We start from the raw sequence: 21,834 nt of genomic DNA, 5'->3' as shown, positions 1-21,834 counted from the left end.
CACCCCGACAGGGCTGCGGATCGGTGATGTCGCCGCCATCGGGTGGTGGGCGACGACAAGGAACGCACCCGCGCCGGGATTGATCAAGTCGGCCCGGCGCGGTGGGCCAGTGCGGCTACCTGCGGCGGAGGGTGACCTCGCCGCGGGGGCGGCGGGAGACCTGCACAGTCAGCCCGAACACGCTGCCGTCGGACAGCTCCAGCCACACCCCACGGTCCAACGTCAGAACCCCCGCGTCCCGGCACGTGCGCGCCGACGCGATCGTCACCGGCAGCCCGTCGTCGTAGGTGAGCTGCGGCAGGTCGGCGTCATCGCACAGCTCGTCCAGGTCAGCGCTAGTCAGCAGGCTCAGGACGAGGGCTTGCAGGATGTCCTCGTGGGCGTACTCGCCGAACACGTCAGTCACGTCGTCACGCATCAGCTGCTCCCGCCGTCGGCGTTCCTGCAGTGCCGGCGGCGGAGGGCGGGTCGGGGATGTCGCCTGCGATCCGGTCGCAGTCGTACGGGTGCACCGGCAGCCAAGTCCAGGCGCGGCCCATCACCATGTACCGGCCGTCCGAGTCGGGGCTGATCCGTTCGGTGGCGCCCGGGTCGTCGTGCACGCGGGTTTCGTGGGCGACGATGACGTCCCCGTCGAACCACAGCCGCGCCATGGACTCGTCGACCATCCGGTCCTGCCGCTGGCCGCTGATGCCCTCGGCGGCGAGCTGGCGGCGGTAGCGGTCGCGGGCGTCGCGCTGGTCGGCGACGATCGCCTCGGCCACCTGCCGGGTGCAGGTGAACACCGCCCACCCGTTCCACGTGTCCACCAGCGTGCCGACGAACCCGACCGGGATCCGCATCTGTCCGTCGCCGTTCGGCGTCCACGCCCAGTCCCCGGCGAAGACGCCCGGCCCGCCGAGGCGCACCCGGTCGGGAGCCAGGTGGCTCATGTCCCGGTCGTCGCCGTGCGGGTGCAGCACGATCCGGCACTGCCGGGCCACCTCGGCTTCGGCGGCGTCTTCGAACCCGTCGCACCACGCCCACCGCGTCTGGTCGCGCTGCCGGGCGGTCAGGTCCTCCCACGCCGGAGCACCCTGCGGGGCGTGCTCGGCATACCGGTCGCTGTCCTCTGCGAGGACGTACCGGTCGGCGGCGGGCAGCCCGTCAATGACGGGCGGGTCCACGTCGTCGATGCCGGCCAGCACCTGCCGCGCGACCTCGCTGACGTCGCCGGTGGTCCTCCCGCCGATGACGTTCTGCGCCCACCACACGGCTGCGTCCCGGCCAGCCGCCGCGCCCGCGACCCGCACCGAGTCGAGCACCTGCTCCCAGCCAGCGTCGCCAGTGGGGGCGGGGAGCCGCCGGACGTGGTCACCGGCCTCGAGAAGCATCGACAGGCGGGAATCGCTGTCCCAGTTCACCTCGAGGACCTGCTGGTCCGGGTTGTAGTGGCGCACCGTGCCCTCGTCACCCGGACGCAGAAGCGTGTGCGGGTCGCTGGTGTGCTCAAGCGCCACCCGCTCGCCAGGCTGGTAGGTCATCGGGTCCCCTCCCGTGCCGTCAGGACGGCGTGGCAGCGGGCGGCGACACCGTCGCGGACGGCGTCGGTGAACCCGTCCCGCACCGCGTCGACCACCAGCGCCTGATCGTGGTCGGGCAGCTCCGACCAGCCGGGGGCGCCAGCCGGCGCGTGGGCCTGGTAGCGGTCGGCGTCGTAGCCAGCAACGTCGAAGCGGGGCAACGCCGCCAGGACACCGTCGTCGCTGCTGTCGATGCCGTCCAGGACCGCCTGGGCGCTCCGCGCCTGCTCGGACGCGCCGCGCCCCTCGAGGGCGTGCTGCTGCCACCAGCCCACGGCGAGCCGTCCCTCACGCTCACCCGCGTTCCGCAACGCCAGCAGCACGTCCGAGCCGACCGGCGAAACGGGCGCCTGCTGGGAGCTACTGAAGGCGGCGCTGGTCTCGAGACCGGCGTACGGGGATGCGGAGGTGGCCGGGTCGAGCCAATCGGCGGCGAGCAGCACCCCCTCACGGCGGTAGCGGGCCGGCACGGTCCGCTCATTGGTGACCCGGCGCAGCCACCCGGCCAGCTCGGCGCGGATCTTGCGGGAGGCGGCGGCGTAGCGGGCACGGGCCTCACGGGCCCGCCGGTTCGCCTCCTGCGCGTTGCGCCGGTCCACCTGGGTGTGCAGGTCGAGCAGCCACTGGTGCTCCGCGGTGCTCATCCAGCCGCAGCGGGAGTCGGTCAGCAGCCGGCGCAGCGCCTCGGCGTAGTAGTCGTCGCCGTAGCGCGGGGTCTTCTCGTGGTGGACCAGGGTGTTCTGGATGTTCTGCAGCCGGCGGCCCAAGGCGACCCAGTCCGTGTGGTCCTCGGGCCGGGTCCCCGGCTGTTTCCTGCTGCTGGTGTGGTCCGTGTCGGTCACGGTCATGTCCTCTCCGAAGGGATGGGGGATCCGCAGCGGCCGGCGCCCAGAAGGGGCCGCCCCGGCCGACGGGATCCGTGAACGGTTTGGGAATGCGGTGGTTCAGCCGATGACGCGGCGCGCGGCGGCGAGCTGCTCGGCCCACGCCGACAGGCGGCTGATCTTGACGACGTCACCGCTGTGCGGGGCCTGCACGATCAGCCCTTGCCCGAGGTAGAGACCGACGTGCCCGGGCCTGGCGGTGGTGCCACGGCTGCCGGGAATGAACAGCAGGTCCCCCGGCCGCAGGTCCCGGTAATCGGTGACCGGCCGGCCCGCGTGGATCTGCTCGCTGGTGGTGCGGGGCAGGGTGACGCCGGCGGCCCGGTAGGCCTGCTGTATCAGCGACGAGCAGTCGCATTGGCGGGCGGGGATGCCGGAGTGTGGTGCGGTGCAGTCCCCGCCAAAGGTGTATGGGCTGCCGAGCTGCGCCAGGGCCCAGCCGACCGCCGTGACGACCGGGCCCGGCGTGCCCGCAGGCAGGGTGAACCCCGCCGGCAGCGGCACCTGCTCGCCGCCGGGCTGGCCGTCACCTGCGTCGAACAGGCACAGCGGGTTGCTCATCGCCTGCTCCAGATCCCCTCCGACGGGCCCGGCGAGGGTGCCACCGCTCAGGACGCGGACCAGGGCGATCGCGTCGTCCTCCCACTTCGCGTAGGTGCCGGGGTAGGCGGAGCGCTGCACCGCTTGCGCGGCGTCGGTCAACGGCATGGCCTGCCAACCGTCGACGCCCAGCAACGCCCGGTAGAACCTGCCGGCCGCGTAGCGCGGGTCCTGTAGTTGGGCGGGTGTGCCCCAGCCTTGGGACGGGCGCTGCTGGAACAGCCCCACCGAGTCGCGGTCCCCGCCGGGAAGGTTGCGCAGGGTGGACTCCTGCATGGCGGTGGCCAGGGCGATGACCCAGCCTCGAGGCGGGACCTTCAGCTCGACGCCGACGGACACGATCACGGCGCCGTTGGTGACCTGCTTACCGGTCCAGCCCCCGAGGTCCGCAGCGGGCGGGGACACGGTGACGGTGGGCAGCAACGGCTGCCGGCCTGGGCCGACACTGCCGCTGCACGCGGCCGAGGCGGTGCCACCGCCGGTGAACAGCATTCCGATCCCGCCCGCGCACTGCATCAGCACGGCGAGCACCGCGGCGACGATTGCGGCGAGACCGCGCCCGCTCACCGCGGGGCTCCTACCGGCGGCCGCGGGGCGTAGCGCGCTGCGGGGGAGCGGCTCGCGGGGGTGCAGGTGGCAGCCGGTGACGGGGGCAGGCAGCCGGCGAGCCGGTAGCGGGCCAGGTGCTGCCCGTCGTCGGTGTGCACGGCGACCGTGGCGGTGAGCGGGTCGATCAGGTAGATCCATTCCACGTCGAGGTGCCGGGCGTGGGACAACGGGAGCACGGTGACCGGTTCCGGCGCGTCGATGGCACCGTCGGTCGTGCTGGCGAGGGTCATGCCGACGCCGGGCACCGGGCGCTGCCCGGCGAACCCGGATTCGGTGGCGGCGGTGATAGCCGGGTCGAGGTACTCCCAGTCGGAGGCGAGGATCGCGGTGTTCAGCGCGTGGGCGTCGCGGCGGGCGCGGCCGACCCAGATCGCGGCGAGGGTCGGCACGACGACGCTCGGCTGGCCGTCCAAGAGCACGAACCGGGCGTGCACGAGGTGCGGGTTCGCGACATCGGTGGTGCCGACGAAGCAGTGGGTGCTCACGGGGCAGGTCTCCTTCGCAGCAGATGCGGGAACGGGAGGGCATGAGGTGCGCGGACCGGTGGCCGAGACGCCGGACGGGACGATCACGGCTCGTCCTGTTGCTGCGGTGCCGGCCAAGGGGCGGGCTTGGCGCGCCAGCCAAAGATCGGGTCGCTGGTCTCGACGGATCCGCAGCGGCTGCAGCGGATGTAGGTGTCTTCGCCGTAGCCGGCCATAGACGGCATCTCGTCCTGGACGAACTCGTCGACGACCCCGCACACCTGGCAGCGCAGTGACGTCCCGTCGGGCCCCCACGTGATGAAGATCGGCTCCTCGTCGTTGGCGTCGGGTCGCCGTCGCGGGCCGGTCACGCAATGCCCCCCGCGGCCACCGCGGCTGGCCGGCTGGGCGGTGGCGGTGAGGAGGGCGGTCAGTCCTGGGTAGGTGGCGGGGACGTCGCCCGGGTCGGGGGTCTCGTGGATGAGCAGCAGCGGTTGGTCATCGCCTCGCGGGTGGGTGAGCTGGTAGAGGCGGCCGTCTGTGTCGACGGCGTCGATGCGGCGCGCCTGCCGGGGCGCGCCGCCGATGGCGAGGATCTCGTCGTAGCAGGTGGCCCAGGCCAGTAGCCGCGCATCGGGTTCGGTCGCCCGGATCAGGCGGACGATCGTGTCGAGGGTGGCCTGGTAGGGCGTTGACGCGTGGGGCTGGCGCAAGCCTGCGGCGAGGCGGTGCAGCAGGGCGGGCAGGCCAGCGGGGTCGGTGAGCAGGTCGTCGCGGCGCAGCGGGAATTCCACGCTGCGCAAGGCGTGCGCGGGCGGAGCCGTGTGGAGGGGTCGGGTGTGGATGAGCAGCAGCGTCGGGGACTGGCTCCAGCCCAGATGCTCAGCGTCGGCGTCGGTCGCCAGGAGGCAACCGGCCAGGGCGTGGACAGCGGTGAAGGACAGCACAGGGGTCTCCCTTGCCAGGGCGGAAAAGGGGGGAGGGCCCCGCAACCGGGTGGTTGGGGGCCCTCAAGGCGTCAGATCTGTCAGTGGTGGTGGCGGTCGCGGCTGCGTCCCACTGGGGTGGCCAAAGGATGGTGGCCGTGCACGCCGGCGCCGGAACGCTTCGCGTGGTACATCGCCGCGTCCGCCTCGGCCAGCAGCTGACGGGGGTTGGCGGACAGGTAGGCGGGGTTGTGGGTGTAGCCCACGGAGCCGCTGACACTGACCTCGCCGCTGTTCAGGCGGAAGGGAACGGCGCCGATGGCCTGCCATGCGGCACGGGCGGCAGCAGCCACGTCCTCGTGGTCGCCCCGCACGAGGAGGGCGAACTCGTCGCCGGACAGCCGCGCGGCGATCTCCACCGGGGCGTCGAGGGCGGCGAGGAGCCGGCCGACGTGGGCGAGCAGAAGGTTGCCGGTGTCGTGGCCGAGGGTGTCGTTGACGGCCTTGAACCCGTCGAGGTCGAGTAGCACCACCCCGACGGCCGCTCGGCCGGCGAGGGCGGCGCGCAGCCGCGTGAGGAACAGCCGCCGGTTGGGCAGCCCGGTGATCTCGTCGTGGCTGGCCTGGTAGCGGGCCGCGTCGAGGGATTGCTGTTGACGCCACAGGAGGGCGCTGGCCAAGGCGAGGCCGGCGAGGATCCCGCCGACGGTGGTGACGATTCCTTGCAGGATGGGAGACACTCGGAACGCTCCTTGGATACGAAGGAGCACCGGGGGCGGGCGTGAGGCGCCAACTTCAACGCCCGCCCTCGGGCTGCCTGGCGAGTGGGCTACTGGCCGCCATCGCTGGGGGCGAGTTGGAAGGTGGCCGGGCGTTCGACGGTCTGCACGAGCGCGCCGGCGGCGACTAGCTTGATCGCCGCGTTGTACACCGCGCCCTGGCTGGCTTTCTTCGCGCCGCTGCCGGCGTTCGCGGCGTCGATGAGCTTGCACAGCTCACTGGTCTTGTACTGCCGGTCGCGGTGGGCCTCGAGGATGTCCAGTACGGCACCCCGCAGGGAGCCCTTTACCCGGCGGCCGTTCCCCGTTGCGGTTGCCTGCCCCTGCGGGTCGGCGTTCGACCCGCCCTCGCCCTCGGCCTCGGCGTCGTCGGGCGCGGCGTCGGACTGTTGGCGGTCGTGGCCTGCCTCCTCCGAGGGCGGCCGCTGCTCGTCGCCGCCACTGGAAGACGTGACGGTGTCCAGCGGAGCAGGTGCGCCACCGGTGGAAGCCAGGGCCGGGGACGCCTCGTCCGTGTCCTGGTCTGCCGGTACAGGAGGCTCGCCGTCCCGTTCCGGCACGCCAGGGGCGCCGAGGGGATCGGTCGGGGTGGCGGTGTCCGAGGTGGCGACCGCGGTCCCGCTGGATGGTGTGTCAGCCGCCTCCTGGGTGGAGAGTGGCGTGGCGGTGGTGGTGCGGCCGGTGTCGGTCAACCGCCACATGGCGCGGTTGTCGTCGCTGCGGAACCGCTCGGCCTGCCCGGTCTTCTCCCAGGCGCGCAGCTTCGCCGTCGCCGTGGAATAGCCGAGCCCGGCGTGCTCGGCCACGGCCGTGGCAGTGGCCTCGCCGAGCTCGCTGAGCGCGGCGAGGACCGTGAACATCGTGTGCGCCGGCACGGGCTGCGTTGCATCCGTCATGGGCACGTCCTTCCTGGTGTGGAGGTCAGCAGTGATCCACGCTTCGACCGCGTCGCTGATCAAGTGCGACGACCGGATCTCGGGACATCCCGAGATCCGCGCTGTGGTCGTCGCCAGCCAGGGGCGTGGCGGGCGCGCGTGGGAAGGAATGACTGATCGGCCGGCGCGGGTGCCGGCTGGGTGCGGTGAGAACGAGGGCTCGATGCCGTGTGCCCCGGTGAGGCGGTGGGCCGGGCAGGCCATGAGGTGCTGCACGAGGGGCAGCCCGCCGTCGATGCGGAACCGTGGGAGGACCGCCTGCCGATGGGGCTGGAAGAGGAATACGGCGGCCTGTTTCAGGCCAGGGGGGAGCGGGCTCCCCTGGCCCGGGGCGCCCGGCCTGTAGAGCAGTGACCGCCGCTGTGTGCGGCGGTGCGGCAGCTGGCCGTTGAGGCAGCTGCGGTGCGTCGTTGGCAGCAGAGGAAAGCTGGCCCTGCAGGTTGACACGGCATGGACCGATCGCTGGGGAATCCAGCTGGGCTGGGCCCGCAGTGAGTTTCCGGTGCCCTCGACCGCGGGCTTGGGGATGCGGTTTAGAGAGCGACGGCGAGTAGCCGCTGATCGGGGTCGAGGGTGTCGAGGTGGGCCAGGGCCTGCTCGAGGTAGGTGATGCGGTGGGCGAGGGCGTCGCTGGCCGGGGCGAGCTTGCGGCCGTCGGAGGTGAGCATCGCATCGCCGGCGACGGCGCTTGCGGCGCGGTAGTGCTGGTAGGCAATCTGGCCCGCCTGGTACATCTCCAGCTCTCCGACGGCGGGCTGGACAGGGCCGGGAGCGGCGGCGGCGTGCAGGCGCATGGCGTGGACGCGGGGTTGGGCGTGGAATTCCGCGATCGCCGTGTCGAGGGGGTAGCGGTCGGGGTCGGTGAGGTGGCGGGTTTCGAACAGCGGCCACGGGGTGGCGGCTCGGGTGCCGTGGACGACCTGCTGCCAGATCTGGTAGCGGATCCCGGCGCCGACCGCGGCGGCGTGGCGCATCCCGCGCAGGTCGAGCAGCCGGACCGGTCCGCCCGCGCACGGCGCGGGTCGGCCCTTGCGCAGCCGGACCATCTGCTGGCGCTGCCACACACGCAGCTGCGCGACCGCCCAGAACACAGGCGCGAGAGTGCCGCTGACATTGAAGTGGGTGTCGAGCTGATGGCTGGTGAGCGCCTGCGCGGGCAGCGCGTCGGGCAGGCAGATGATCATCGTGGCGATGGTCGGGGCCGGCGTGACGGTTGGCCGAGTGGTGGTGGTGGTGGCCCGGGTGCGGACCGGGCGGGCCTCGGCTGCCGGCGTCGCCTTCGCTGACGCCGGTCGTGTCGGGATGGCTGGCACACGGCTGCCGTGGCGGGTCAGCGGGGTGCCGTTGACAGTGGGCATAAGTCGTCCTCCTTGGATGGGGTGCGCGCGGGCGCAGGGATGACCGGCCCATCGGGTACGTGGGTCGGATCAAGGGAAGAGTTGGTGTGGGTGGCTGGTGCGACCTCGAGGGTCGCCGCGCGGGCGCGTGCCGACCGGCCGAAGCGGGTGGGCGTCGCGTATCGCTGGGGTGCGGCGGGGATCCCTGAGGTGGGACCGAACCGGGGTGGAGCGATATCTGGGGTGTGGTGTTGCCGGAAAGGTAGCGGCTGCCACTCACAGTGCATTCCGGAGCGACAGCGGCAGGAAAGACGGTTGACCTGCGCCGTGAGAGATCAATTGTCGCTGTTGGATGGGTGGGGCCTGCTTCGCTGTGAGCCGTCGCCCCGCTCACAGCCGATCTTGTGGCGTGACAGTCACCGGCCGTGGTGAGGTGCGGCAGGGATGGTGACCGGCGCGGTGATCGACGGCGCGACTGGCGCTGGTTGCGAGCGGACGCTGTGGTGCGGTGGCGGGTTGTGGGCCCTGTGGTCGCTGGGCAACCAGCTCGTGCAGCCAGCGTCGCAACCCCGGGTCGTTGGTCAGTGTCCAGCTGTGCCGGGGTGATCTTCTTGGATGCCGGTGGCGACCGGCATGTGGTGTGCCGGGCAGGGCGTGCAGGAGATTGCCTCGCGGCGGCGGTTGCCCGCGCGAAGTGGGAGGGGTAGCGGGGGCCGAACTTGGCGAGGCGTCGTCGGTACGCAGCTTGCGCAGCACCCTGCCCGGCTTCTCGCTGGCGAGTGCCGAAACGTTTGGCACTTGTATGCGCCGGGGGGTGTCTCGCATCGGTAGAGCTGATGCGACGCCCTCTGTCCGTGGGGTGTCGGAAAACCGCCACCAGTCATGGACGGTGTGGGCGACGTTGGGATCAGTCGAAGTGGAGTCGTGTTCGTAGACTGGGGTCAATCACCCAGGACTTGATCTTGATGGTTGGGGGTGGCCGTTGTGCCGCGTCGGAGTCGGCGATGGATATGGGCTGGGCGCGTCGGCTTCGGCGTGATCGTCGTGGCGCTGTTGGTCTACCTCGCCGCGGTCGGAGTCGACAGGGCGGACAAGCTGGCCAGCAGCATCGGTGCCGTCCTGGCGTTGGTCGCTTTGGGCGCGCCGTATCTGCTGCCCCCGCCCCAGCCAGGAGGTGTATCGATGCCTAATCCGGACAGGGTCGAGGATTCCGGGAAGGCCACCGCCACGGGTGGTGGCCGGGCCAATACTGGACTTGAGGCCACCGGCGACGACCGGCCGGCGCAGGTCCTGCGTTCGGGGGACGCGACCGCCGATGGACCCGGTTCGGTGGCCAACACCGGTGTCCAGCGCGGATCCCGGCCGTGACCACCAGCGAAACCTCACCCCCAACGAGGAACGCCGACGCGGCTCCGGCGACCGTCACCGGCTCCGGCAACGCAAGCGCTGACAACGGCGGTATCGCCAACACCGGCGTCATGGGCGATGTCACCGTCGAGCACCATCACTATCCCCCTGCGGCCCCGCAGCCGGTCTGGCCGGTCCAGGTGGGGCAGCCCCCAGCCTTGGCGTCTGCGTTTCAGCCTCGGCGGGGGCTGCGGGAGAAGGTCCTCGCCGCCCGCCGTCACGGCGACGACGTAGTCCTGGCCCAGCCTGCCAGCGGACGTGGCAGCGCTGGTCCGGGCACGCGGGTCCTTGCGGGTGGAGGAGGCGTCGGTAAGTCCCAGCTGGCGGCGTGGTTCGCCCACGATGCTCTCGAGCACGGCACGGACCTGATGGTATGGGTGGCCGCCAGCAGCCCCGACCAGGTCATCACCGCGTACGCCCGCGCCGCGGCACGGGTTGGCGTGCCCGGCGCCGACGGCGCCGACCCAGCTGGCGACGCCAGGGCGTTGCTGGAGTGGCTGCACACCACCGACCGCACCTGGCTGGTCGTCCTCGACGACATCACCGACCCGGCCCACCTGGCGAAGTGGTGGCCGCCGCATCGGCCAACCGGATGGACCCTGGCCACCACCCGCCTGCAAGACGCCACCCTCGCCAGTTCCGGTCGGCAGATGATCGACGTCCGCGTGTACACCCAGGACGAGTCGATGGCATATCTGACCAACCGGCTCACCAACGCCGGGCTGGCTCACCTGCTCGACCCGCGCGCTGCCGACCTGGCTGCGGCCTTGGGGCACCTGCCCCTGGCGTTGTCACACGCCGCCGCCTACATGATCAACCAGGAGGAAGGGTGCGCGACCTACCTGACCCGCTACACCACCGGCCGGGAACGGCTGGCCGAACTCATGCCCCCCGGCACCGACCCCGACGGCTACGGCCGACCCGTGGCCGTCACCCTTCTGCTCGCCCTGGAGGCCGCGGACACCGCCGCCCCCGCCGGGCTGGCCCGCCCCGCCCTGGCCCTGGCGGCCGTCTACGACCCCGACGGTCATCCCGACACGCTCTGGGCCACCACCGCCGTCACCGACTACCTGTCCGCCCACCGGACCGGCGGCCCAGGCCAGCCTGTCACCAACGACCAGACACGTAAGGTCCTGCGGCTGCTGCACCGCTACGGTCTGCTCACCCACACCTCCACCGACGGCGCCCGCGCCGTGCGCATCCACGCCCTGACCGCCCGCGCCGCCCGGGAAAACACCACCGACCCGGCGGCGCTCGCCCACGCCGCCGCCGACGCGCTGCTGCAGCTGTGGCCGGCCGACGACCACACCACCACCGACCTCGTCGCCGCGCTGCGTACCAATGCTGCCACCTTGACCGGCGTCGCCGGTGATCTGCTCTGGCACCCCGACGGGCACCCGCTGCTGTACTGGGCCGGCGACAGCCTGCTTCGCGCCGGCCTGTACACCTCCGCCGTCACCTACTGGCACCATTTGGCCGAACAGGCCGGGCGGCTGCTCGGCGACGAGCACCCGGACACGCTGACCGCCCGCGCCAGCCTCGCGGGCTCCTACTGGCACGCAGGGTTCACCGCCGACGCGATCACCATCTTGGAGCAGGTGGTCGCTGACTCCGCGCGGCTGCTCGGCGACAAGCACCCCTCCACGCTGACCGCCCGCGCCAACCTCGCCACCTCCTACTGGCAAGCAGGGCGCACCTTCGACGCGATCACCATCCTGGAGCAGGTGGTCGCTGACCGGGAGCGACTGCTCGGCCACGAGCACCCGGACACGCTGACCGCCCGCGCCAGCCTCGCCACCTCCTACTGGCAAGCAGGGCGCACCTTCGACGCGATCAGCATTGAGGAGCAGGTGGTCGCTGACCGGCAGCGACTGCTCGGCCACGAGCACCCGGACACGCTGACCGCCCGCTCCAACCTCGCCACTTCCTACCGGCAAGCAGGGCTCACTGCCGGCGCGATCACCATCTTGGAGCAGGTGGTCGCTGACCGGGAGCGACTGCTCGGCCACGAGCACCCGGACACTCTGACCGCCCGCACCAACCTTGCCGCCTGCTACTTGCAAGCAGGGCGCGCAGCTGACGCGATCACCATCCTGGAGCAGGTGGTCGCCGACTCCGCGCGGCTGCTCGGCGACAAGCACCCCTTCACGCTGACCGCCCGCGCCAACCTCGCCATCTCCTACTGGGAAGCAGGGCGCACCGCTGACGCGATCACCATCCTGGAGCAGGTGGTCGCCGACCGGGAGCGACTGCTCGGCCACGAGCACCCATCCACGCTGACCGCCCGTTTCAACCTCGCCGCCTCCTACTGGGAAGCAGGGCGCACAGCTGACGCGATCACCATCCTGGAGCAGGTGGTCGCCGACTCCGCGCGGCTACTCGGCCGCCAGCACCCAGACACGATAGCTGCGGCTGATTTGCTGCGGGCATGCCAAGCCAGAGGCTAATTTGATCTTGCAGTGGCGGTCAGTCGACGAACCAGCGGTTGCCTGGTGATCCGCGCCTCTTCACAGGTGCTCAGCCGTTGGTCGTGATGCCAACTCCCCTACGAAGGGTCAACCCTCGCTGGGAGTTGCAGGCGCGGCTGTCAGTGGTCGTCGAGGTCGGTGTAGCGGTGTGGGTTCGTGGCGGTGTGGTGGGGGCCGTGGTCGGAGGGCAGTTCGTGCAGCCACCGACGAGGGCCGGGCTCGGCGGCGAGGGTCCAGGCGGGGCCGGCGGGATGCTCGTCGTGCAGGCCGGTAACCACCGGCATGACCGTCGGGACGCCAGCGAGAGCGTCGAGCAGGTGGGCCTCGCGGCGTCGGGTGGGTATCCGTAGAAGGACGGGGTAGCGGGGGCCGAACTCGGCGAGGCGTTCGTAGCCGCGCAGCTTTCGCAGCACCGTGCGCAGGGGTTCGGTGCCGTTGTCGTGCTCGAGGAAGAACCCGACGGTGCGGCCGGCTACTGACCAGATGCCGTGGCCGTCGGGGCGGATGCCGGCGAGGGTGTAGGCGGTGGTGGCGTGCTGCTCGGACCACCACCGTGCCAGCTTCGTGCTGGGGTCGGTGCGGGTGTAGGCGTGCAGGTCGATGAAGAGCTGGTTGGTGCCGAGCAGGTGGCGCAGGCGGGGGCTGCCGATGATGCGTTCGGTGCGTTCGATGCTGGAGCGCGGCGGCCGGGCGTCAGGGTGTTCGGGGTCGGTGTAGGTGGTGGGGTGCACGAGCATGCCGAGGGGGCCGAGGGTGTAGAGGTGTTGGCCGTCGCCGGTGGTGACGTCGACGAAGCGGTGCACGGCGTCGATGCGGTGCAGGGCGGCCAGGCGCAGCCGCGCGGAGCGCGGTGACGGGAACAGGGCCGCCGCGATCTGGGCGGTGGACAGCACATAGTGCTCGGCGAGCCAGGCCAGGAGTTGACGGTCGCGCAGGGTCAGCCGACGCAGGTGGGCCAGCCGCTGGAGTCTGCTGGAGGGGGAGCGGGACGGGCGGGAGTCGGGGTTGGTGGATTCGCGGGACATGAGGGATCTCCTCAGGGGAGTAGACGAAGAGAGACTCCTCCCAGAGGGAGGAGTCTGGAACTGTCACCACTGCTCAGCGGATGTCCTCACGGGCGGTGTGCTGCCCTGACAGCCGGACACGGCTGCGACGCCAGTCGGGAGGTTGTGAGAGGTGGTGAAGGCGTGGTGAAGCCGCAGCGGAAGGCTTCACGGAAGGCCCACGGACCCCGCCGGATCAGCCCGCGGCGCCGCTGACAGCGACGGTGTCGGGCATACGGTGGTTGGTGGTCAGGCGGGGCGGGAAGGGCGGCTGCTCCGCCGGGCGTCGCGAGTGTCCGCTCCGGTGGGCCGGTCGCTGTTGTCTGGGCGGGAGAACCGGTCGACGAGGGCGTCGATGGCGCTGGTGTCCTGGGGTTTGATGGCTTCGGCCGCGACGTGCCGGATCGCGGTCGCCTCCCCGACCACCGGTTTCGGCGGGTGCGTCTTCATGGTGAACGCCGGTGTCTGGCGGCCGTCGGCGACGAGACGCGTCGCGGTGGTGTAGGCGTCGAGGTGGGTCAGGTCGTGCTCGTCGAGCTCGGGCAGGGTGTGGCGGGCCAGCACGCGGGCGTCCTCGGGCGCGCACGAGAAGTAGACCTTGTTGCGGGCGTTCGCCGATGCGGCGGCGAGGAGGTCCTTCGGGAACTGGGCGAGGTCCTGATGGCTGAGGACGAGGGACAGCCGGTACTTGCGGGCCTCGGCGAGCATCGTGTCGAGGCTGTTGGCGAGGGTGAGGAAGTTCTGCGCCTCGTCGATTATCAGAGTGGCGTCGCGCCGCTTGTCGGGGTCGATCTTGGCGCGGGCGGTGGCGGCCTGCCACACCTGCGCCAACACCAGGGAGCCGAGCAGCTTGCTGGTGTCTTCCCCCAGTTGGCCTTTCGGGATGCGCACGAGCAGCGCGCCGCCGTCGAGGACTTTGCCCATGTCGAAGCTCGAGCGCGGGTAGCGCATGGTGCGCTTGACGAAGTCACGCAGGAGGAACGCGCGGAGGCGGGCGAGGACGGGGCCGATGACCTGCGAGCGCAGGGCGGGGTTGAGCTCGTCGTACCACTGCCAGAACCCGGACAGGCCGGCCGGGTCGTCCAGGTCGACGGTCATCGCCGACCGGAACTGGGCGCTGTTGAGCAGCGGTGGGATGTGTTGCAGGGTGACGTTGGCGTGCCGCAACAACGTGAGACAGGCGACGCGCATGACGTCGTCCATCCGGGGGCCCCACGCTTTGGCGAAGATGTTCCCGAAGATCGACACGAGGTTGTCCACGACCAGGTCGGGGTCGTCCCCGGCGAGAGGGTTGATGGTCGGCGGGTTCGGCTGGTCCGGGTCGAAGATGACGAGGCGGTCGGCGACAGAGGCGGGAAGCCGGTCGAGGATGTCGAGGACCATGTCGCCGTGCGGGTCGATGACGACAGTGCCGCGGCCGGCGGTGATGTCGTCGACGGCCATGTTGACCAGCAGCGTCGTCTTCCCGCTGCCAGTGGATCCGATCACGTGCAGGTGATACCTCGCATCCGGCACGGCCAGGGCCACGCCGTGGACGCCGACCTCGGCGGTGCCGAGGGCCTTGGTGCCACGTCCGCCGGTCGCGACGGCGACCGGTGCGGGCATGGACTTCGCCCGCGCGCGGTCCAGGCCAGGGACGGCCAGATCTTGGGGCAGCGCGGCGAGCGCGGCCAGTTCGGGGGTGGAGGTGAGGAATCCGGCGCCGAGGCGCCGCCGCGCGAGGACCGCGGTGGGGGAGGGCATGCGGGCGCGGTGGGTGAGGCGGTTGCGGCCGGAGTAGACGGCGAAGGAGGAGGCGATGGTGTCGGCGATGCCTCTCAACCGTGGCCGCTGGTCGGTCCCGGCGCGTCGACTGTCCTTGCCGACGGCGTAGCGGATGGCGGTCTCCCACAGCGGGTGGGAGGTCTTGTCGAGGATGGCCCGGACATCGCGTTCCACGCCGGGGTCGCGGCGGCCCGTGGGCCCCGGCTGGCGGGCGCTGGAGGTGTGGCCGGGTAGGAACGCCTCGACGAGCCACAGCAGCGGCGCGGCTGGGTTGATGGCGGGGAGGGCGGTCTTGCCGTCGCGCAACCTGCCGGCGGTGCGGCGGGCGCGCAGGGCGCGGCGGGGTGCGGCGGGGCGGGCGAGGATCTGAACGCAGGCGTGCTCGTCGGCCCGCAGTTGGGAGCCGGCGGAGATCAGCGCGCGCAGCGGGTCGTTGTCGTGGTCGATGCGCAGGGGCAGCCATTCGGCGGCGGTGGGCAGCAGATGTCCGCCCACCACTGTTGGCATGTCGAGCGGGATGGGCGGGGCGGGGGTGTCGTCGGTGGTGCAGGCGGCGCCGGGCCAGGCGGCGCGTACGGCGGCTTCGACGGCGCCGGGCGGGACGGTGCCGGGTACCCAGATGGAGATGAGCAGCCGTCGTCCGGCCCAGGTGTACTGCCAGGCGACGTGAGGGCTGCCGTAGAGCCAGCGCCGGTGCCGGGACGGGGTGAGGGTGCCGGCGAGGTTGGCCCACAGCGCGCCCGCGCTGTGGGGGTCGACCTCGGGGGGTGGGGCGATCGTTACGAGTCTTGCGCCCTCACTGTGCCGGCGGTGCTGCCATTCTGCGAGGAGATTGCGGCCGGCGACGTGCGCTACGAGCAAGCCGGCGGCGACGGCGAGCAGCCACGGCCGCTGCCCCAGCCACGCGGTGGCCTCGAGCAGCCAGCGGGTGGCGCCGGTGGGCGGCACGACGATGTCGGCGCCTGGGCCGGTCGGATGGGGAGTGAAGGTCAGGATGGCCGCGAGGTATGCGGCGGGTGGGGTCACAGGTCGTCTCCCTCGTCGAGGTCGGCGAGTTCGCTCGGCCGTGTCGTACACAGCTGGTGCTCCGCCTGCGAGGCGACGGCTTCGAAGCTGGTCCGGTTGGTGCCGGAGATCAGCAGGCCGGTGCCGACCCGCGCGGCGAGGAGCAGCCGCCGCTCGCCGGCGGTGAGCCCGAAGGCGTCGCCGATGGCGTCGATGGCTTGCGGGGCCTGCTTGAGCAGGATCTGGGTGGCGGCGTTGGCGACGACGGCCTGGCCGAGGTCGGTGCCGAGCATGTCGGCGACGTCCTGGGTGATGACGGTCAGCCCGGCGTGGCGTTTACGGGCGGCCTTGGACATGCGGAACAGGAACCGGGCGCCTTCACCGTCGCGCAGGAGCAGCCACGCCTCGTCCACCACGACGAGCCGCCGTGCGGCCTGCCGGCTGGGTGCGTCGACCTGCCGCCAGATCGCGTCCAAGGCGAGCAGGGTGCCGACGGTGCGCAGTTCGTCGGGCAGGTGCCGTAGCGACCACACCACGAGGTAGCCGTCGGGGCGGGTGGTGGTGGGCCCGTCGAACAGGTGCGAGAAGGAACCCTCAACCCAGGGGGTGAGGCGGGCGGCGAGCTGGCCGGCGGCGGGGTCGGTGTCGGTGTGCAGGCAGTCGGCGAGGTCGCGCAGGAGCGGGGCGGGCCGGTGGTGGGTGGCCGGGTCCGGGGTGATGCCCGCGGCCCGGTAGACGGCCAGGATCGCCCGGTCCAGGGCCGCCCGTTCCGCCGGTGGCGGCTGCTGGCCCAGCAGCACGCTGATGAGGGTGTGCAGGAACAGGCCGCGTCGGGTGAGCACGTCAGGGCGGGAGTCACCTCCCGGCAGGTCGAGCGGGTTGACCTTCACGCCGGCGACGCCGAGGCGGACCACGGCTCCACCGACCGCGTCGGCCAACCGCAGGTACTCGTCCTCAGGGTCGATGACGGCGACCTGCACCTGCTGGTAGAGGTTGCGCAGGATCTCCAGCTTCACGAAGTACGACTTGCCGGCGCCCGAGCGGGCGAGAACGACGCTGTTGTGGTTCTCCTGTGCCCAGCGGTCCCACCACACGATCCCGCTGGAGTCGGGGTTGACGCCGTAGAGCACCCCGCCGTCGGCGGGCGGGTCGCCGGGCAGCGGCGCGGGCAGGTCTGCGCTGGCGAGGGGGAACGCAGCGGCGAGAGCGGCGGTGTCCATGGTGCGGCGCATCTGCAGGCTGTCGGTGGCAAGCGGCAGGGTGGTGGTCCACCCGGCCAGGTGCCGCCACGTGGCGGGCTGCACCTCGATCAGCGTCGAGGCGGCGGCGGCCTTCACCTGCGCGCACGCCTCGAGCAGTTCGTCTTCGGTGCGGGCGTGCACGGTCAGGTAGAGGCCGACGCGGAACAGTTTCGCCGCGCCGCGGGCCAACCGTTGCGCGAGGTCCGCTGCGTCGTCGGCGGCGGCTTCCACGGACGGGTCGGGCAGCTTGCCCCGCTCGGCGTCCGCCCGGCGGGACGATTCGAAGCGGGCCCGCTGGTTACGCAGTCGGGTGGCGGCGACCGGGGCGGGCAGCGGATCGATGTGCAGGGCAAGGTCGAGCCGGCCCGGCCAAGACAGGAGGGGTTCGAGCCAGGCCGGACCGACCTCGGCCGGGTAGCCGGTCACCACGAGGGTGGCGGCGTAGCCGTCCCCGACGCGCAGGAACCGCGGGGTGACCTCGACGGCGGCGGGGGCGACGGTGGCCGCCAGCCCGTCCGGCTGGCAGCCACCGTCGGCAGGCTGGGAGCGACGGCGCAGCTTCATGTCGGTTGGCTCCTTCCGCGCCGGTGACGCTGATGGGGTGTGGGTGAGGTGATGACGGTGTCGGGGGCCGCGAGGCCGCCGGGACGGGGCGCCCGGTAGGGGTCGGCGGCTGCGGCGAGCGCCGCGGTGACCGCCGGCCCGTCGAGGGCGCGGGTGGTGACGCCGAGGCCGGACAGGGCGCGAACCGTGTCGTCGGCACGCCGTCGAGCCGCGTGCTCGCCGCGCTCACCGGCGCTCGTGCCGGTGACGATGAGGACCTGCCGGCGCAGCGGATCCTTGCGCGCTGCGAGGTCGTCGAGGAAGCGGGCGTGGTCGGCCGCCGCGTCGGTCAGCGCCGGGTGCGGCAGCTGCATGGCTGCTTGGGCGAGGCTGCGGGCGGCCGAGTGCAGGTCCACCGGCTGCGCCGACACCACGATCTGCGTCGGGGTCGACAAGCTGTTGAGCCAGCGACCGAAAGTGTCGACAAGGGCGGCCTGCTCATCGCCGGTGCGCAGCGCGAGGTTGACATTCGTCGTAGCGACCATCGCCGCTCGCGCGGCGCCGAGTCGGATTTCCCCTCCCTCGTCGATGGCGTCGGCGGGCAGCTTCAACGGCGCCGGCAGCATCACCTTCGTCGTCGGCGCCTGCACCCAGTCCGGTGTCTTCGACGTCGTGTCCGTTGTCGATAGGGCGCGCGGAGCCCGCGCGTGACCGACGGCGGCGAGCAGCCACACGTCCAGTGGCAGGCCGTCGCGACGGCCGACAGCGACGCCGAAGACGAGGCCGCCGATGACGACGGCGGCGCCGACGAGCACCGGCGCGGGCACGACCTGATGCAGGGCCTGCCAGACGCCGTAGAAGGCCAGGGCGGCGACGGCGAGGACCGCCAGCTGCCGGAACGTCAGCCCGTACAGCACCTTGTCGGGAGCGTCGACGTCAGCGGGAATACGAGCTCTATAGGGCTCGTCGTCAAAGTTTTTCTTCGGATTCATTGGTCGTTACGCACCCTTTCCACCCATTGGTGGGTGAGGAGTTGCCGGTGTTGTTCACCGCCCGGATGAAGGGCGTGTTGGTGTTCGTGTGCGAGATCGAGGACGGTAAGCGGCGGATCTCGCTGCCGCAGTCCTGGACCGATCGCGGTCCGCAGGCCGGTCCGAACCGGCTGGCCGTTGACGGGCTCACCGCAGCCCGAGAGCTCGTCGACGCGCTCGCATCCCGGCTGTGCGCCGCTATGGGAGATACGGAATGATCCAGTCCGTTGTGGACAGCACGGTCGTCCGGACGGCGCGAACGGGGATGAGGCGTGGGCGCCGGGTGGGACCAGGTCGAGGCCGTGATGGCCATGGCGAACATGGCCGCAGCGGTGTTGCAGGCGGAGGCGGATCGCGGTGAAGACGACGTCGAAGATCATAGCCTCGCACCGGGGCAGGCTGGCGGTGGTGAATGTCCGGCAGTCGAGCGTGGTGCAGGTCCGGGTGCACGGGGAGTCCACGACACGGCAGTACGGGCTGGCCGCGACCGCGGTGGAGATGGGCTGGGCGCCCGGCGGCGGGCTGAGCCGAGCTTGCGGGACATAGACTCTCCGCGGGCAACAGGAGGCCAGCCATGTTCGGGAAGATTCTGCGGGCGCTCAGCGGCACCGCGCCTGATCGCGTCAGCACCAAGACTCGGACGTCCTACCGGTGGCGCTGCTCGTGCGGCGCCCATTCTCGCAACGGCTGGAACATACCCTCGGGCGCGGAGCATGCCGCCCAACGGCACCAGTGGAATGCGGGCGTTGGGCACCCGACGCCGGAGATCTACTCGACCGAAGAGGAAGTCCCAGCGGACTGGCCCGACCTCGGGCGCTGAGCGTGAGCGGATATGCAGAGTCCCCCGCAGCGCGCCAGAGAGGTTGCGGGGGCTGGCGGCCCCGGCAGCCTGATCGACATGCTCGCGCTCACCCGCCTACGCCCGCAGGGTGGGACCCAAACCCACACACATTGATCATGGCGAAACGCTCAGCCGGGGTCCGAGAGAAACGCCCATCCGGGATCGGTCCCCACGACCGAAGCCAGGCTCCGACCCAGCCCCGCCCAATCCCACCACCAACCGCAGAAAGGGCAGTATTAAGCGCCCGTCGGCATCCGCACCCGGCCCGGATCTGCTCCGTCGTCGTGGCGGCTCATCGGCCGACCGCCTTCAGCCCGCGGCTGAGGCCGGGAACGGCGCGGGTGGCCTGCTGCACGACGATGACCCGCACCGCCGCGCCGAGCATGTTCACCCCGCGGCCGCTGTTGCCCGTGGCCACGTAGCGGCGCATGAGGGACGGCACGCGCAGCGTCGTCCAGAGCATGACCATGACGACGAACAGGTTGATCGCGCCGACCGGATCCACCGGCAGTCCGAGCACCGGCAGCAGGTGCTCGGGGTCGGTGAGCATCCACTGCCCGGCGTAGAGGGTGAAGCCCTGCACCACGGGCACGGCGAGGACGCCAGTGTAGGACCGCCACCACAGGCGGGCGACCGGTTCGGTCTGCGGCATCGCGTGACAGGCGAGGGCCAGTGGCGCGAAGGCGGTCAGGACGATGACGACGGCGAAGCGGACGATCACGCTGAACGCGGTGCCCGCGAGGAGGACGGCGATGATCGCCACGCAGATCACGAACAGAAGCACCGCGGTGGTGTCCTGCCCGGCGAGGATGTGCGTTTTGATGGCGCGCAGCGCGCCGTCGCTGTCGCCCTCGGGTGTGGTGAGCGCGCCGGTCAGGGCGTTGGCCAGGTCGATGAGCATGCCGCACCACAGCTGAGAGAAGTGCGCGGCGACGAACCCGACGATCAGCCTCGGAATGAGGTCTTTGGCCGTGTAGCGGGTGGTTTCACTGCCGCCGGCGGTCATGGTGAGCACCCCGGCGGCGACGAAGGCGAGGACGAAGACGGTGTCGACGACGAGCGCCGAACGGCCGGTCAGGGCTTGGACCTGGGGCAGGGCGGTGACCTTCGGGGTGATCAGCAGCGCGCTGCTGATCACCCCGAACAGCGCGTCGAGGCTCGCGAGGATCGCCGCCGCCAGCCAGTCCAGGATCTGGTCGAGTAGCCAGCTCATGGTCAGCCTCCGACGATGCCTTGGACGACCTGCAGCAGGACAGGGGCGAGGATGGCCAGGCCGTAGCCGATCAGGGCGTTTTTCAGTGCGCCCTTGGCCCGCTCGACCTGCGCCGGGTCGCCGCCTGCGGTGGCCCAGTAGACGCCGGCCAGGACGAGGAACAAGGTGGCCAGTGCGGTGAGGATGCCGATCAGCCAGGCCCGCAGATTGGCGATGACAACCGGCAGCGAGTTCACCGCCACGATCGCCGGCGAGCCAGGATCGGCGTGCGCGGCGGTGGGCGCCAACAACAACACCATCACGGAACCGGTGACGGCGACGCGGCGGGCGGTACGGGAGCGGGTGAGGGCACGAAGACGTGCCGAAATGCGGGACATGACTCTTTCACCTCCGGCCCCGCCGCCGCCCGGAGACGCGGCGGGGGTGCTAGCGGATGGTCACGGAAGACCGCCGCCGGGCCCGCGGACGAGACGCGCCGCGAACCAGGCCGTCCCCGGGAGGAGCCCTTCCTCCCTTGTCGGGTAGCGGGTGTTCGATGAGGTGTCAGCGCACCAAGCACTGCGCGGCACCCGAGGCGGCCGGCACGGCGGGCGGCCCGACTAGGTGCGGACCCGGCGGCGGGCGGGATCCTCGCCACGCCGTGGGCGACGAGAAGTCCCGCACCCCCAAACCGCCGGTTGTGTGCTCTGGCGAACGCCCCCGGTTATCACCGCCACTCACAGCGACACACAGCGACTCCATGTCGCGCCGATTGGGCTCCGCCTCGATGTGATGGCGGATGTCGGCCAGGGGCGACCGACGTGCGACATCTGGTCGAGTCGTGGCGATGTCAGGTACGGCTGTCAGACACGACGCACCACTGAAGGCCGCCCGAGTTAGCGATAGGCGCCGATGACACGGCGCGGACGACACCTCCTGTGACCACCGCGGCCGATGGCACCGATGCTTGTCATCCTGCCGCTGACATGACCTCAGGTGTCGGTGTCAGACCGGCTTTGTGACGTCTTGGTGGCACTGACATCGACGCCCTGTCGCGCCAGACGCGGCATCGTCGCGGTCGCCCGATGTCACAGGTGCCGCGATGTGAGTCGTTGTGAGCGGCCGTGGGCGGCGGTGAGTGTCACCTCCGGCCGGTAGCAACCCCGTCGCGCTCCATCCGGTTGTCGACGGCCCTGCCCTCGG

General features: G+C 71.5%; 19 protein-coding genes. 4 read left to right on the top strand and 15 right to left on the bottom strand.

Going from position 1 to position 21,834, the window contains the following annotated elements; genetic code table 11:
* Window positions 1-115: 115 nt before the first annotated feature.
* From ACFYOS_RS12810 to ACFYOS_RS12770, 9 genes are all read right to left on the bottom strand, one after another.
* Window positions 116-418, bottom strand: coding sequence for a hypothetical protein (locus ACFYOS_RS12810; protein ID WP_387139432.1), 303 nt, complete (start codon window positions 416-418; stop codon window positions 116-118).
* Complete coding sequence (locus ACFYOS_RS12805) at window positions 411-1,523, bottom strand: DUF4314 domain-containing protein (RefSeq protein ID WP_387139429.1); 1,113 nt, start codon at window positions 1,521-1,523, stop codon at window positions 411-413. Before ACFYOS_RS12805 ends, ACFYOS_RS12810 begins: the two co-directional genes overlap by 8 nt.
* A complete protein-coding gene (locus tag ACFYOS_RS12800; RefSeq protein ID WP_387139426.1) occupies window positions 1,520-2,404 on the bottom strand; it encodes a hypothetical protein in 885 nt (294 codons plus the stop codon). The genes ACFYOS_RS12805 and ACFYOS_RS12800 overlap by 4 nt, the downstream gene beginning before the upstream one ends.
* A gap of 102 nt (window positions 2,405-2,506) precedes the next feature.
* On the bottom strand, window positions 2,507-3,613 hold the full coding sequence (locus ACFYOS_RS12795; RefSeq protein ID WP_387139423.1) for a C40 family peptidase: 1,107 nt from the start codon (window positions 3,611-3,613) through the stop codon (window positions 2,507-2,509).
* Window positions 3,610-4,140 carry a hypothetical protein gene (locus ACFYOS_RS12790; RefSeq protein WP_387139420.1) on the bottom strand — a complete coding sequence of 177 codons (531 nt, stop codon included), beginning with the start codon at window positions 4,138-4,140 and terminating at the stop codon, window positions 3,610-3,612. The genes ACFYOS_RS12795 and ACFYOS_RS12790 overlap by 4 nt, the downstream gene beginning before the upstream one ends.
* 83 nt (window positions 4,141-4,223) lie before the next feature.
* On the bottom strand, window positions 4,224-5,066 hold the full coding sequence (locus ACFYOS_RS12785) for a hypothetical protein (protein ID WP_387139417.1): 843 nt from the start codon (window positions 5,064-5,066) through the stop codon (window positions 4,224-4,226).
* Window positions 5,067-5,146: 80 nt separating this feature from the next.
* Window positions 5,147-5,785, bottom strand: coding sequence for a diguanylate cyclase domain-containing protein (locus tag ACFYOS_RS12780; protein WP_387139414.1), 639 nt, complete (start codon window positions 5,783-5,785; stop codon window positions 5,147-5,149).
* Between the two features lie 89 nt (window positions 5,786-5,874).
* Window positions 5,875-6,720, bottom strand: coding sequence for a MarR family transcriptional regulator (locus tag ACFYOS_RS12775; RefSeq protein ID WP_387139411.1), 846 nt, complete (start codon window positions 6,718-6,720; stop codon window positions 5,875-5,877).
* 572 nt (window positions 6,721-7,292) lie between these two features.
* Entirely contained in the window at window positions 7,293-8,117 is an 825-nt protein-coding gene (locus tag ACFYOS_RS12770) for a hypothetical protein (RefSeq protein ID WP_387139408.1), read from the bottom strand.
* 1,161 nt (window positions 8,118-9,278) lie between these two features.
* Here ACFYOS_RS12770 and ACFYOS_RS12765 point away from each other — a divergent pair.
* Both ACFYOS_RS12765 and ACFYOS_RS12760 read left to right on the top strand, forming a co-directional pair.
* Window positions 9,279-9,464, top strand: coding sequence for a hypothetical protein (locus ACFYOS_RS12765; protein ID WP_387139405.1), 186 nt, complete (start codon window positions 9,279-9,281; stop codon window positions 9,462-9,464).
* A gap of 110 nt (window positions 9,465-9,574) precedes the next feature.
* Window positions 9,575-11,950 (top strand): tetratricopeptide repeat protein, encoded by a 2,376-nt coding sequence (locus ACFYOS_RS12760; RefSeq protein ID WP_387139607.1) that lies wholly within the window; start codon window positions 9,575-9,577, stop codon window positions 11,948-11,950.
* Between the two features lie 140 nt (window positions 11,951-12,090).
* Here the strand turns inward: ACFYOS_RS12760 and ACFYOS_RS12755 are convergent, their stop codons facing one another.
* From ACFYOS_RS12755 to ACFYOS_RS12740, 4 genes are all read right to left on the bottom strand, one after another.
* Window positions 12,091-12,996 carry a replication-relaxation family protein gene (locus ACFYOS_RS12755; RefSeq protein ID WP_387139402.1) on the bottom strand — a complete coding sequence of 302 codons (906 nt, stop codon included), beginning with the start codon at window positions 12,994-12,996 and terminating at the stop codon, window positions 12,091-12,093.
* 267 nt (window positions 12,997-13,263) lie between these two features.
* Window positions 13,264-15,726, bottom strand: coding sequence for a type IV secretory system conjugative DNA transfer family protein (locus tag ACFYOS_RS12750; protein WP_387139604.1), 2,463 nt, complete (start codon window positions 15,724-15,726; stop codon window positions 13,264-13,266).
* Window positions 15,727-15,800: 74 nt separating this feature from the next.
* The gene (locus ACFYOS_RS12745; protein WP_387139399.1) at window positions 15,801-17,588 is read right to left on the bottom strand and encodes a VirB4 family type IV secretion system protein; all 1,788 of its coding nucleotides are present in this window, start codon (window positions 17,586-17,588) and stop codon (window positions 15,801-15,803) included.
* The gene (locus ACFYOS_RS12740; RefSeq protein ID WP_387139396.1) at window positions 17,585-18,559 is read right to left on the bottom strand and encodes a PrgI family protein; all 975 of its coding nucleotides are present in this window, start codon (window positions 18,557-18,559) and stop codon (window positions 17,585-17,587) included. The genes ACFYOS_RS12745 and ACFYOS_RS12740 overlap by 4 nt, the downstream gene beginning before the upstream one ends.
* On the opposite strand from ACFYOS_RS12740, the gene ACFYOS_RS12735 reads away from it, so the two are divergent.
* Together ACFYOS_RS12735 and ACFYOS_RS12730 are read left to right on the top strand one after the other, a co-directional pair.
* Complete coding sequence (locus tag ACFYOS_RS12735) at window positions 18,559-18,816, top strand: DUF5372 family protein (protein ID WP_387139393.1); 258 nt, start codon at window positions 18,559-18,561, stop codon at window positions 18,814-18,816. The two genes, ACFYOS_RS12740 and ACFYOS_RS12735, sit on opposite strands and share 1 nt — an antisense overlap.
* Window positions 18,817-18,955: 139 nt before the next feature.
* Window positions 18,956-19,144 carry a hypothetical protein gene (locus tag ACFYOS_RS12730; protein ID WP_387139390.1) on the top strand — a complete coding sequence of 63 codons (189 nt, stop codon included), beginning with the start codon at window positions 18,956-18,958 and terminating at the stop codon, window positions 19,142-19,144.
* A 587-nt stretch (window positions 19,145-19,731) separates the two neighbouring features.
* On the opposite strand, the gene ACFYOS_RS12725 is transcribed toward ACFYOS_RS12730, so the two are convergent.
* Complete coding sequence (locus ACFYOS_RS12725) at window positions 19,732-20,652, bottom strand: hypothetical protein (RefSeq protein WP_387139388.1); 921 nt, start codon at window positions 20,650-20,652, stop codon at window positions 19,732-19,734.
* 2 nt (window positions 20,653-20,654) lie between these two features.
* On the bottom strand, window positions 20,655-21,029 hold the full coding sequence (locus ACFYOS_RS12720) for a pilin (protein ID WP_387139386.1): 375 nt from the start codon (window positions 21,027-21,029) through the stop codon (window positions 20,655-20,657).
* Between the last annotated feature and the right edge of the window lie 805 nt (window positions 21,030-21,834).

The organism is Micromonospora sp. NPDC005806, from assembly GCF_042871425.1.
GTDB lineage: Bacteria > Actinomycetota > Actinomycetes > Mycobacteriales > Micromonosporaceae > Micromonospora.
The sequence above is the reverse complement of the archived record's forward strand: the minus strand, read 5'-3'. Positions and strand labels throughout refer to the sequence as shown.